This window comes from Stenotrophomonas sp. STEN013, from assembly GCF_056760355.1.
Genome location: NZ_JBRREO010000004.1, coordinates 203,806 through 216,342 on the forward strand (window position 1 = coordinate 203,806; position 12,537 = coordinate 216,342).

A 12,537-nucleotide genomic window follows, 5' to 3' on the forward strand; every position below is an offset into this window, starting at 1 on the left:
TGCTGGATGCCTCGCCCATGACCATGCCTTATCAGATCCCCGACTACGACAATGAAGCAGCCGATCACGGGCGTGAGGCAGTCACCACCGAGTACAAGTTCTCGCACGTCACCACCGGCCGCTACCTGCCCACGCCGGGCAAGGCGCCGGCCTGGCCGTTTGCCGATATCGGCAGCTGGATGATCGACGCCAATGCCTCGGCTTCCGACTGGCTGACCGAGCTGCGCGACTGGCGCACCGAGCACCTGGTGCGTCTGGGCTACACCGACGTCAATTACCGCCGCCCGGAACTGCAGTGGGCCCAGCGCAACTTCGTCCATGCGCAGATGATGGTCGAGGACCGTTATTTCTACGACGTGGAAACCGCGCAGTACACCGTCGACAAGTACCTGGACGACCTGGAGGCGCGCTTCGGCGGGCTGGATTCGGTGCTGATCTGGTACATCTACCCCAACATCGGCATCGATGACCGCAACCAGTTCGACCTGGCCCACACCCTGCCCGGCGGCATCGATGGCCTCAAAGCCGCGGTGCAGGCCTTCCAGGCCCGTGGGGTGAAGGTGTTCCTGCCGGCCAAGCCCTGGGACCACGGCACCCGTGACCCGGGTGTGACCCACTGGGATGGCCTGGCCGAAATCATCCAGTACACCGGTGCCGATGGCATCAACGGTGACACCTTCAACGGCGTGCCGCGTGCGTTCTTCGAGGCCTGCGATGCCCGTGGCAACCCGGTGGTGGTGCAGCCCGAATCGACCATCAGCTCCGAAGAGCAGCTGATCTGGAACGTGCAGAGCTGGGGCAAGAAGGCCCCGGACGGCCCGGTGCCGCCGGTGTCCAAGTGGAAGTGGCTCGAACCGCGCCACATGGTCAACTACGAGAACCGCTGGGGCCGCAACCGCAACCACGACCTGCAGTACTGCTTCTTCAACGGCATCGGCTACAACGCCTGGGAAAACATCTGGGGCATCTGGAACCAGTTCACCGAGCGCGACGGCGAAACCCTGCGCCGCATCGCGCGCATCTACCGCCAGTTCCCGCAGCTGGTGGTGGCCATGGACTGGGCGCCGTACCAGGTCTGCCTGCAGGGCGGCATCTTCGCCAGCGTGTTCCCGGTCGAGGGCCTGGCCCTGCGCACCTTCATCAACCGCTTCGAGTACGACGTGTGCGGCGAGCAGATCGCCATCGACCACGTCGACGGCACCCGCTACTTTGATGTCTGGAACGGCCGCGAGCTGAGCCCGGCGATCCGTGATGGCAAGGCCTACCTGTCCTTTGATATCGAAGCCCGTGGCTTCGGCGCCGTGCTGAGCGTTGCCGCCGGCACCACCGTCGATGGTCTGGAAGACTTCATTGCGTTCACCGCCGAAGCCAACGCCAAGCCGCTGTCGGCTTATTCGGGCGCCTGGAAGGCGCTGCCGCAGCAGATCGCGGAGATCGCCCCGACCGCGCCGGCGGCTACGGCTCCTGAAGGCATGGTCAGCGTGCCGGGCGGCGAGTTCGTGTTTGCCGTCGGTGGTGTGGAAATAGAAGGCTTCAACTGGGCCGGCCAGGACGTGCAGTACCCCTGGGAATCGGTGCCGCGCCGCCACCACCGCCAGGTGATGGACATCGCCGCCTTCCACATCGACCGCCACCTGGTCACCAATGCCCAGTTCAAGGCCTTCATCGATGCCACCGGCTATGCACCGGCCGACAGCATCAACTTCCTGGTCCACTGGGTCGATGGCGCCCCGCGCGCCGGCTGGGAGAACAAGCCGGTGGTATGGGTGTCGCTGGAGGATGCCCGCGCCTACGCCGCCTGGGCCGGCAAGCGCCTGCCGCACGAATGGGAATGGCAGTACGCCGCGCAGGGCACCGACGGCCGCACCTATCCGTGGGGCAACGACTGGGATGCCAGCCGCGTGCCGCGCATCAACCGTGGCCGCCGCATCCTCCCCGCCGAGGATGTGGGCAGCTTCCCACAGGCGGCAAGCCCGTTCGGCGTGGAAGACCTGGTCGGCCATGTCTGGCAGTGGACCGAGGAATTCGGCGATAAGCACACCCGCGTGGCGATCCTGCGCGGTGGCTCCAGCTACCAGCCGCAGACCTCGCACTGGTACTTCCCGCAGGCCTACCGTCTGGACCAGCACGGCAAATACCTGCTGATGGCCCCGGCCAAGGACCGCAGCGGCATGCTCGGCTTCCGCTGCGTGGTGGATGCGGCATGAGCGCATCCATCACCTTCGGCCAGCAGCTGATCGCCCCGGCCGCCGTGCAGCTGGGCGGCGTGTTCGGCGACATGCTCGCGGCCAACCGGTCCGGGCGCCTGTCCAGCTTCATCGTGGACGAGAACAGCCCGTCGATCTCGATCTTCGGCCAGGCCCACAAGCAGCAGAACCAGGAAGGTGACTGGTACGGCGAGCACGCCGGCAAGTGGCTCTCGGCCACCGCCCGTGCCGTGGCCCAGGGCGGCCAACCGCAGCTGGAAGCCAACCTGCGCCGCGTGGCCGACTGGCTGATCAGCCAGCAGGATGCCGATGGCTACCTGGGCAATTACGCCGAAAACCGCCGCTTCACCGTGCCGCAGCCGCCCAAGCCCGAGAGCTGGAACGGCGAGCCGGCGCTGCGCACCTGGGACACCTGGACTCACAGCTACCTGCTGCTGGGCTTCATCGAGACCTGGCGTGCGCTGGGCGATGACGCCTACCTGCAGGCGGCGCGCCGCATTGCAGACCTGTGCTGGGACACCCTGGAAAGCGGCATCGACATCACCACCCTGGGCAACCATCACGGCATGTCGGCCACGGTGTTGCTGGACCCGGCTGCCGACCTGTACCTGGTCACCGGCGAGCCACGCTATCTGGCGCTGGCCGAGAAGATCCTGCAGCAGGCCAATGCCAATCCGCGCCTGGCCCTGCTCGACAAGGGCATCGCCAACGAAGACGCGGCCTTCATCGCCACCGGCAAGGCTTACCAGCTGTCGTGGAACCTGGTGGGCCTGGCCAAGCTGTACAAGGCCACCGGCAACGCTGATTACAAGCGGGCCATCGACAACCTGTGGGACAACATCCGCGAGCAGCACCTGACCCTGGGCGGGGGCCCGTGGGGCGGCGTGGCGCATCGCTCGCGCGAGGTATTCAACGCACCGCGTACGTTCTTCCCGCAGGCCTATGTGGAAACCTGCTCGGTACTGGCCTGGATGCAGCTCAACCGTGAACTGCTGGCCATCAGCGGCCACGCCCGCTATGCCGACGAGCTGGAGCGTACCGCCTACAACGACCTGCTGGCCGCGATGGCACCCAACGGTGAGGACTGGTGCTACTACACCTTTCCCAACGGCAAGCGCGTGCACACCACGTACTGGCGCTGCTGCAAGTCCTCCGGTGCAATGGCGGTGGAAGAGCTGCCGCAGATCGCCTATGGCGTGGCCGCTGATGGCGGGCTGCGGGTAAACCTGTACGGGGCCGGCGAAGCCACGCTCCATCATGCAGATGCCGGCAAGGTGGTGCTGCAGCAGCAGACCCGCTATCCGTTCAACGGCGATATCAGCCTGCGGGTGACGCCCGAGCACAGCGCCAGCTTCGGCATCGGCCTGCGCATCCCGGCCTGGGCCGAGGACGCCCGCATCCAGGTCAATGGCATCAACGTACCGGTACAGGTTGGCGCGGATGGTTACGTGCAGCTGCAGCGCCAGTGGCAGGCCGGCGATCTGGTCAGCGTGAAGCTGCCGATGCAGCCGCAGCTGCACCGTGCCGCCAACATCAATGTGCAGGAATCGCGTGCACCGGACGGTTCGCCGGTGGCACAGGAAGTACTGCGCTGGGAGTACATCGGCCTGAGCTACGGCCCGCTGGTCTATGCGACCACGCTGATCGATGGCTTCAAGACCGATGAAACGATAAAGCTGCCGGAAGGTGATCCCTCGCGCTGGCTGCAGGTGGGCCGAGACGACGGTGAAGGCGCGCCGGTGACAATGCAGCTGGAGTGCCGCGCGCCGCTGGCGTTCACACCGTACTACCGCTGCGGTGGACGTGAGCACGGTGCATGGCGCCTCACGTGGCTGTCATTGGCACCGCAATAAAGCTGTTGCCACCGTCTGCCCCCTGCACGGTGCAGGCAGCGGTTGAGAGGAAGGCGTTGGCAAGGCGATCCCTGCTTTTTGTCCTCGCTGAAAATACCCGCACGATATGTTTCCTGCCGTGCACGCGGAGGAAACTGCGATCAAGGATTCGAGTGCAGCCCATGTCAGCAAGCAACAACCCATCTCCGTTCGACATCGCCCGGCGCGATGGTGCCCGCGGCCCGCTCAGCGGCGTGCGCGTACTGGACCTGAGCGCCTATATCGCCGGGCCGTACGGCTGCACCCTGCTGGCCGACCAGGGCGCGGAAGTGATCAAGGTGGAGCCACCGGTTGGCGACAATCTGCGCCAGTACCCGTCCACGCTGGAAGCCGAAAGCCGCGCGTTCCTGGGGGTGAACCGTTCCAAGCGCGGGGTGGTGCTGGATCTCAAGCAGTCCGACCAGCGCGCAGTACTGATGCGACTGGTGCGCGAAGCCGACGTGCTGGTGCACAACTTCCGCCCCAGCGTTCCGGCCCGTCTTGGCATCGACTTTGAAAGCCTGCACAAACTCAATCCGCGGCTGGTGTATTGCTCGGTCACCGGGTACGGCGAGCAGGGTCCGCTCAAAGACAAGGCCGGATACGACCAGGTGCTGCAGACCATGACCGGCATGTGCATGATGCAGGGCAAGGCCGGTGGCGCCCCGGAAATCCTCTACGGTTCGGTGGTGGACTACTACGCCGCCGCGCTGGTGGCCGCCGGGGTGTCCTCGGCGCTGTACGAGCGCGAGCGCAGTGGCGAAGGCCAGTTCGTTGGCGTGTCGTTGCTGCGCAGCGCCTTGACCATGCAGTCGGCGCGGATGATCTGGGCCGAGGGTGAACCCGAAGTGGTGGGCCGCGACATGCGCTCGGGCGGTGTCACCGGCATCCACCCGACCGCCGATGGCTATCTTTATGTCTCGGCCAATACACCGCGGTTCTGGCAGGCCCTGTGCGAGAAGACCGGGTTGGCCGAACTGGCCAGCGACCCGCGTTACGACACCGTGCGCAAACGCGCCGAACACGCCAGCCTACTGCTGTCGCAGCTGCATACCGCACTGGCCGCGCGCAGCGCGCTGGAATGGGAAGCACTGTTCGGCGAAGAGGTGCCGTGCGCGGCCGCGCGCAAGGTCGAGGACATGTTCGACCACCCGCAGGTGCTGGCCGAGGACATGATCGCCTCGCTGCCGCACCCGCTGCTGGGCAGCTACCGCGGTATTACCCGCCCGATCGTGTTCGGCCGCACGCCCGGCCCGCAACCGTTCGCCGCTCCCGTCTTCGATCAGGACACCGCTGCCGTGAGCGCGCTGTTCAACGCCCCGTCTGCCGATTGACCGCAAGGAACACCGCATGACCTCGCCCTCCAAACTCGCCCAGCTGCGCGAACTGTCCGTTGTCGTCGCCGATACCGGTGATTACGAGGCGATCAAACGCCTGCAGCCGGTGGACTGCACCACCAACCCGACGTTGGTGAAGAAGGCGCTTGACCTGCCGGTCTATGCCGCCCTGATCGAGCGGGAACTGGACTGGGGCCGCCAGCAATCCGGCGAGCACGCTGTCATCGTCAATGCCGTGGCCGACCGCCTCACCGTGGGTATCGGCACGATGCTGGCCGAACTGGTGCCGGGTCGCGTTTCCACCGAAGTGGATGCCGACCAGGCCCACAACACCGAAGCCACCATCGCCAAGGCGCGCGAGTTCATCGCCATGTACGACGCCGCCGGCGTGCCTCGCGACAAGGTGCTGATCAAGATCGCCGCGACCTGGGCCGGGGTGGAAGCCGCGCGCGTGCTGCAGGCCGAAGGCATCGACTGCAACCTGACCCTGATCTTCAACCCGACCCAGGCGCTGGCCTGTGCCGAAGCCGGTGCGTTCCTGATTTCACCGTTCGTCGGCCGCATCCTGGACTGGTATGTGGCCAACGGCCAGACCCCAGCCAGCATCGACGAGGACCCGGGGGTGAAGTTCGTGCGCGGCGTCTACGCCGAGTTCAAGCGCCGCGGCTCGCCGACCGTGGTGATGGGCGCCTCGTTCCGCTCCACCGCACAGATCGAGGCGCTGGCCGGTTGCGACCGCCTGACCATCTCGCCGGACCTGCTGGAAACGCTGGACGCCGATTTCGGCGAACTGCCGCGCAAGCTGGTTGCTGGCGCTGCGGAAGCGGTGAATGCCGCCGCGATCGACCAGGCCCGGTTCGACGCCGATCTGGCCGCCGATTCGATGGCCACCGAAAAGCTGGCCACCGGTATCGATGCTTTCGCCAAAGATCTGAATGCGCTGCGGCAGATGATTGCCCTGCGTCTTGCCTGAGGTTACTGCCATGTCCCTGCGTATCCATGGTCCGCTTTCCCGCATCATCGCCCTCGGCCTGTGCGCGCTGGGTAGCGCCTGCGCCACCCACCCGGCGTCTTCCTTCAGCGTGCCGGAGATCCGTCCCGGCGTTGCCCAAGGCTATCTGGAAAAAGCACAGCTGCCCGACAGCATCGCGCTGCTGCCACCACCACCGGCAGCCGGCTCGGCCGCGTTCGCGCTCGATGAGCAGGTCAACCTGGCCCGCAATCTGCGCGGCACCCCGCGTTGGGAGCAGGCCATTGCCGATGCCAACCTGCAGTTCCCGGCGGCGGCATCGATCTTCGCCTGCGCCATCGGCACCGACGTCAGCGAACAGACCACGCCGCGCCTGTACGGCCTGCTGCGGCGTACCCGCACCGATGCCGCCGTGGTCAGCGACGCCGCCAAGCACCACTACAACCGCACCCGTCCGTTCGTGGCCAACGGTGAGTCCACCTGCACGCCGGACAAGGAAGCCGGTCTGGCCGAGAACGGTTCCTACCCTTCCGGGCATACCTCCATCGGCTGGGCGTGGGCGCTGATCCTGGCCGAGCTGGCGCCTGATCGCACCGACGCCATCCTGGCGCGTGGCCGCAGCTACGGTGAAAGCCGGCTGGTGTGCAATGTGCATTGGCACAGCGATGTGCTGTCGGGCCGCTTGATGGGCTCGGCGGTGGTTGCCCGTCTGCATGCCGATGCCCGCTTCCGCACCGATATGGACGCGGCGCGGAGCGAACTGGCGGCGCTGCGCGCCCGCAATCCGGCTCCCCCTGCGAACTGCGCGGCCGAGGCGGCCGCGTTGGCGCAGCCGCTGCCGGTTACCGCGCACTGATTTCTTTAGGTGTTTCGCTGCCGACCGGACTCTCCCCCACCCGGCACACCGCGATCGGACGCAGACTCCACCGCGCCCGGTCGCGGCTTTTTCTAACCGCCAGACGCCTCAGCGCGAGATCAGGTCGATGAAGCGCGCCACCTTGCGGTAGGGCGGACGCAGCAGATCGCTGCCGGCGCGCCGGCTCTGCCACAGCACCGGCAGCCGCTTGCTCATCGCATCGAAGCCGGCCCTGCCATGGTAGGCGCCCATGCCGCTGGCGCCGATGCCGCCGAACGGCAGGCCGTTGATCGCAAAATGCAGCAAGGCATCGTTGACGGTGACGCCGCCGGCCAGGGTCTGGCCGAGGATCGTCTCCACCGTGGCCCGCTCATGGCTGAAGGGATACAGCGCCAGCGGGCGATCGCGGCCGTTGATCATGGCGATGGCCTCCTCCAGCGTGCGGTAGCTGCGGATCGGCAGGATCGGCCCGAAGATCTCCTCCTGCATCACCTGCGTGTCATCGCCGGGCTGGAGGATCAGCGTCGGCGGGAACAGCCGCTCGCGGCGGGCGCGCTCGCCATCGATCATCGCCAGTTCCACCACCTGCGCGCCGCGCGCGCGTGCATCGCAGACATAGCCGTGCAGACGCTGGTACTGCGCGTCGTTGATGATGCGGCTGTAGTCACGCGGGTCACTGAAGTCGCCGTAGCGCTGGCGCACCTGCGCGCGCAGCGCCGTCACCAGCGCGGCCACGCGCGCTTCATCGATGAGCACATAGTCCGGGGCGATGCAGGTCTGTCCGGCGTTGAACCATTTGCCCGTGGCCAGGCGCGCGGCGGCCGTCTCCAGCGGATAGTCCGCGGCGATGATCGCCGGCGACTTGCCGCCCAGCTCCAGCGTCAGCGGAGTCAGATGCTGCGCGGCGGCGGCCATCACCTTGCGGCCGACCGCGGTGGAGCCGGTGAACACCAGATGGTCCAGCGGCAGGGCCGAAAACGCAGCGGCCACGGTGGCATCGCCCTGCACCACACGCACCCGTTCGGGCGGAAACACCTCGGCCAGCAGCGACTGCAGGAACGCCGAGGTCTGCGGCGTGTGTTCGGAGGGCTTGAGCAGCACGTGGTTGCCGGCGGCGATGGCCGTGGCCAGCGGCACCAGCGCCAGGTTGACCGGATAGTTCCACGGCGAGATCACCCCGACCACGCCCACCGGCAGCGGCCGCACCTGCGCCCGCGCCGGCCAGAAGCGCCAGCCCACGCCGACCCGCTCGGGCTTCATCCAGCCGCGCAGGTGCGCAAGCAGGTGATCGATCTCGCCGGTGACCGTCATGCCATCGGCGATCACCGACTCATGGTGCGAGCGGTGGCCGAAATCGGCGGCGATGGCCTCGCTCATCGCGCCGATGCGGGTCTTGAACACCGCGCGCAGCCGGCGCAGGTCATCACGGCGCTGGCGGTAGTCGGGCCGCTGCCGCAACCAGGCCTGGCGCAACTGCGCCAGGGTCTGGGTCAATGTGGTCTGTACGTCGCCGGGCGAATCCATCACAACCTCCCCAAGGTCAGCGGCCACTGTAAACCAGAGTGCGTCGCACAAAAAAAGGGCCGCCCGTCGCCGGGCGGCCCTTGGCCATCACTGCCGGAACCTCAGTGCGAGGACGCCTTGCTGGCGCCGATGCCGGTTTCGGCACGCACCTGCTGGGCCGGATAGGCGGCACGTTCGGCCTGTGCGTTCTTGCTCTTGTCGGTGATCGAGAACAGCCAGATGCTGACAAAGGCGATGGTCATCGAGAACAGCGCCGGGCTGGTGTACGGGAACGGCGCGCTGCCGGCCGGATTGCCCAGCGTGTCCACCCACACCGACGGCGAGAGCAGGGTCAGGATCAGCGACGAGGCCAGACCGAGCGAACCGCCAATGACCGCGCCGCGGGTGGTGCAATCCTTCCACAGCAGCGACAGCAGCAGCACCGGGAAGTTGGCCGAGGCGGCGATGGCGAAGGCCAGCGACACCATGAAGGCCACGTTCTGCTTCTCGAACACGATCCCCAGCAGCACCGCGATCACGCCCAGCACCAGGGTGGTGACACGCGAGACGCGCAGTTCCGTGCCTGCCGGCGGCCTGCCCTTCATGATCACCGTCGCGTACAGGTCATGCGACACCGCCGAGGCACCGGACAGGGTCAGGCCGGCGACCACCGCCAGGATCGTGGCGAAGGCCACCGCGGAGATGAAGCCCATGAACAGGTTGCCGCCCACCGCCTTGCCAACCAGCACCGCGGCCATGTTCGGGCCGCCCTGGATGGTGCCGGTGACCGGATCGGCATACTCGGGATTGGTCAGTACCAGCGCGATGGCGCCGAAACCGATGATGAAGATCAGGATGTAGAAGTAACCGATCCAGGTGGTTGCCCACAGCACCGACTTGCGGGCCTGCTTGGCATCGGGAACGGTGAAGAAGCGCATCAGGATATGCGGCAGGCCCGCGGTACCGAACATCAAGGCCATGCCGAAGGAGATGGCCGAGATCGGATCCTTGACGAAACCACCCGGGCCCATGATCGCCAGGCCGGTACTGGCCGCTTCCTCCGCGCTCTTGCCGCTGTTGGCCGCGATCTGGGTCTTCACCCGCACCGCCTCGCTGAACAGCGCCTCGAAACTGAAGTTGAAGTGCCACATCACCATCACCGCCATGAAGGTGACGCCGGACAGCAGCAGGCAGGCCTTGATGATCTGCACCCAGGTGGTGGCGGTCATGCCACCGAACAGTACATAGACCATCATCAACACGCCCACCAGCGCCACCGCGACCCAGTAGTCCAGGCCGAACAGCAGCTTGATCAGCGCACCGGCGCCCACCATCTGCGCGATCAGGTAGAACAGCACCACCACCAGCGTGCCGGAAGCGGCGAACATGCGGATGGGCTTTGCCTGGAAGCGGTAGCCGGCGACGTCGGCGAAGGTGAAGCGGCCCAGGTTGCGCAGGCGCTCGGCCATCAGGAACGTCAGGATCGGCCAACCGACCAGGAAGCCCAGCGCGTAGATCAGGCCGTCATACCCGTTGGTCATCACCGCGGCGGTGATACCCAGGAACGAGGCGGCCGACATGTAGTCACCGGCAATGGCCAGGCCGTTCTGGAAACCGGTGATGCCGCCACCGGCGGTGTAGAAGTCGGACGCGGACTTGGTGCGGCCCGCGGCCCACTTGGTGATGCCAAGCGTGAACACCACGAAGGTCGCGAACATGATGATCGCGGTCCAGTTGGTCGGCTGGCGCACGGTCTGGCCGATGTCGCCCCCGGCGGCCATGGCCGCACCGCTGGCGATCAGCAGACCGAGCAGGGCGCCGGATCGCAGGACGGAGTAGGTCATTGTGCTTCCTCCATGATCTGTTCAGTCAACTTGTCGAATTCCCTGTTGGCACGGCGCACGTAGAAGCCGGTGATCAGGATGGTGAACACCATCAGGCCCAAGGCGATCGGAATGCCGACGGTGGTGATCTTGCCGGCGCCGATCGGCGTGGCCAGGAAGGCCTTGTCGAAGGCGATCAGGCCGATATAGCCGTAGTAGGCCAGCAGCATCACGATGGTCAGGGTCCAACCCAGCTTGTTGCGCGTGCTGCGCAGCCGTTGGTATTTGGGGTTGGAAGCGATCCGCTCTACACGGGGATCGGCGGAAGCAGTCATTTTGATTCTCCGGAGGAAGGGAATACCGCGGCCACAACGCGCCAACGCGCTGCCGCTGCGACATGAGTGCTCCCCGTGGGGGTAGGGAGAGAGGCGTACTGCGTTTTCGGACGCGGTACCGGCGGCACTGCACCGCCGGTACCGGAGGGGTCAGAAGCTGTACTTGGTGGTGAACTGCACGCGGCGGATGTCGCCCTTGCGGCCGTCCTCGATCTCGCGCACGCCGTACATCAGCTCGGCGCCGATATCCACCTTGGGCATCGGGGTGTAGAACACATTGCCGCGGATGGACTGCACGCTCTTGGTCACCAGCGGCCCGGTGATCGTCGCGTCGTTGTCGTAGTCGCTGCGGGCGTAGATCAGGTTGGTGCGCAGCTGCGGCGAGAACGCATGGCGCCAGCCCACGTAACCGGCCAGCACACCGGTGGGATCGAGTTCGTCGCGCGCCGCGTCATAGGCACTGTCGGCGGTGATGCCCAGGCCGACATAGCGGGCGATGCCTTCGCCACCGGTGAGCTGGTAGTGCAGGCTGTCGCTGTCGGCCATCACCCACTTGCCGCCCAGGGTCAGGCCGCCGGCGATCTTGCTGGCATCGGCGCCGGTGACCTGGTTGTCCACTTTCAGCTGGCGCAAAAGACCGGCCACTCCGAACGTGCCCCAGTCGCCTTTCCAGCCGTAGCGCACGGTCAGGTCCGGCACCGAGCCGCGATCGGAATTGGGCGCGCCGATCAGCGTGGTTTCCGGATTCTCCAGCGCCACGCTCAGCCCGCCCTTGGTGTAGCGCACCTGCGCCTGGCGCACGAACAGCACGCCATCGGTCGGGCCGACGAAATCCACCGCCTCGGGAATCGACGCGGCGTCCATGAAGTTGGACCAGGTCTGGCCGGCCAGCCAGTTGTTCCAGTACATGTAGGCATGCCGCAGGGTCACCCCATAGGTGTTGGTGGCGGTCTGGTTGCCCAGCGCATTGCCGAAGAAGTCCATCTCCACCAGCGCGCCGGCCTTGTCGCCGTTGTCGGCCACATGGTCCACACCGAGGTTGAAACGCGAGAACTTGGCGTGGGCGTTGTAGTCCACGTCCGAGCGCTCGCCCGAGCCGCCGGCGCCCTGCACTGGGGTCTGCCCGGGCAGGTACAGCGCACGGCCGGTAGCATCGTCGGCCAACTGGCCATCCCCGGTCTGGGTGGCCAGGAAGTCGGCCTTGATGAAGCCGCCGAACTTGAACGTGGTGCCGGGCGTGGCGCCCGGGGTGATGCTGGTGACCTGGATCGGCTGCTTGCCGGCCGGCAGCGCCGGTGTGGCGGCGCGTTCGGCCTGCACGGTGCGCACCTGCTGCACCTCGCTCTGCGTCTGCGTGATCGCCCCCTGCTGTTGCTGCTGGGTGGACACCAGCAGCTGCACCTGCCGTTCTAGTTCGGCCACGCGCGCTTCGAGCGCTTTTTCCCTGGCCGTTTCCGCAAAGGCCACACCCGGTGCAACCAGCGCGAGCAACAGCGCGGCAGCCAGCGGGCGGCGGACGGTTTTCAACATGTGTCGATTCATCGGATCAGCCTCTCTCCAGGCGGGCAGCGGCCGCCACCAGTTGCACGGTCGCAGCCAGCGTGCGCGGCAAGCAAGACGCCCGGCTATTCGCCA

The 12,537-nt window shown here is 66.6% G+C and carries 9 protein-coding genes; 5 read left to right on the forward strand and 4 right to left on the reverse strand.

Going from position 1 to position 12,537, the window contains the following annotated elements:
- The first annotated feature begins 17 nt into the window (after positions 1–17).
- From ACVOMH_RS10675 to ACVOMH_RS10695, 5 genes are all read left to right on the forward strand, one after another.
- Entirely contained in the window at positions 18–2,207 is a 2,190-nt protein-coding gene (locus tag ACVOMH_RS10675) for a formylglycine-generating enzyme family protein (protein WP_481522456.1), read from the forward strand.
- Complete coding sequence (locus ACVOMH_RS10680) at positions 2,204–4,060, forward strand: glycoside hydrolase family 127 protein (RefSeq protein ID WP_481551943.1); 1,857 nt, start codon at positions 2,204–2,206, stop codon at positions 4,058–4,060. The genes ACVOMH_RS10675 and ACVOMH_RS10680 overlap by 4 nt, the downstream gene beginning before the upstream one ends.
- A 161-nt stretch (positions 4,061–4,221) precedes the next feature.
- On the forward strand, positions 4,222–5,412 hold the full coding sequence (locus ACVOMH_RS10685; RefSeq protein ID WP_481522454.1) for a CaiB/BaiF CoA transferase family protein: 1,191 nt from the start codon (positions 4,222–4,224) through the stop codon (positions 5,410–5,412).
- A 16-nt stretch (positions 5,413–5,428) separates the two neighbouring features.
- On the forward strand, positions 5,429–6,388 hold the full coding sequence (locus ACVOMH_RS10690) for a transaldolase (protein ID WP_481551944.1): 960 nt from the start codon (positions 5,429–5,431) through the stop codon (positions 6,386–6,388).
- Positions 6,389–6,398: 10 nt separating this feature from the next.
- On the forward strand, positions 6,399–7,241 hold the full coding sequence (locus ACVOMH_RS10695; RefSeq protein ID WP_481551945.1) for an acid phosphatase: 843 nt from the start codon (positions 6,399–6,401) through the stop codon (positions 7,239–7,241).
- A 108-nt stretch (positions 7,242–7,349) separates the two neighbouring features.
- Here the strand turns inward: ACVOMH_RS10695 and ACVOMH_RS10700 are convergent, their stop codons facing one another.
- From ACVOMH_RS10700 to ACVOMH_RS10715, 4 genes are all read right to left on the reverse strand, one after another.
- Positions 7,350–8,765 carry a coniferyl aldehyde dehydrogenase gene (locus tag ACVOMH_RS10700; protein WP_481551946.1) on the reverse strand — a complete coding sequence of 472 codons (1,416 nt, stop codon included), beginning with the start codon at positions 8,763–8,765 and terminating at the stop codon, positions 7,350–7,352.
- Between the two features lie 101 nt (positions 8,766–8,866).
- Positions 8,867–10,588, reverse strand: coding sequence for a cation acetate symporter (locus ACVOMH_RS10705; RefSeq protein ID WP_057505681.1), 1,722 nt, complete (start codon positions 10,586–10,588; stop codon positions 8,867–8,869).
- Complete coding sequence (locus ACVOMH_RS10710) at positions 10,585–10,902, reverse strand: DUF485 domain-containing protein (RefSeq protein WP_054658381.1); 318 nt, start codon at positions 10,900–10,902, stop codon at positions 10,585–10,587. Before ACVOMH_RS10710 ends, ACVOMH_RS10705 begins: the two co-directional genes overlap by 4 nt.
- Positions 10,903–11,052: 150 nt before the next feature.
- Positions 11,053–12,432, reverse strand: a complete 1,380-nt coding sequence (locus ACVOMH_RS10715; RefSeq protein ID WP_481551947.1) for a DcaP family trimeric outer membrane transporter — start codon at positions 12,430–12,432, stop codon at positions 11,053–11,055.
- Between the last annotated feature and the right edge of the window lie 105 nt (positions 12,433–12,537).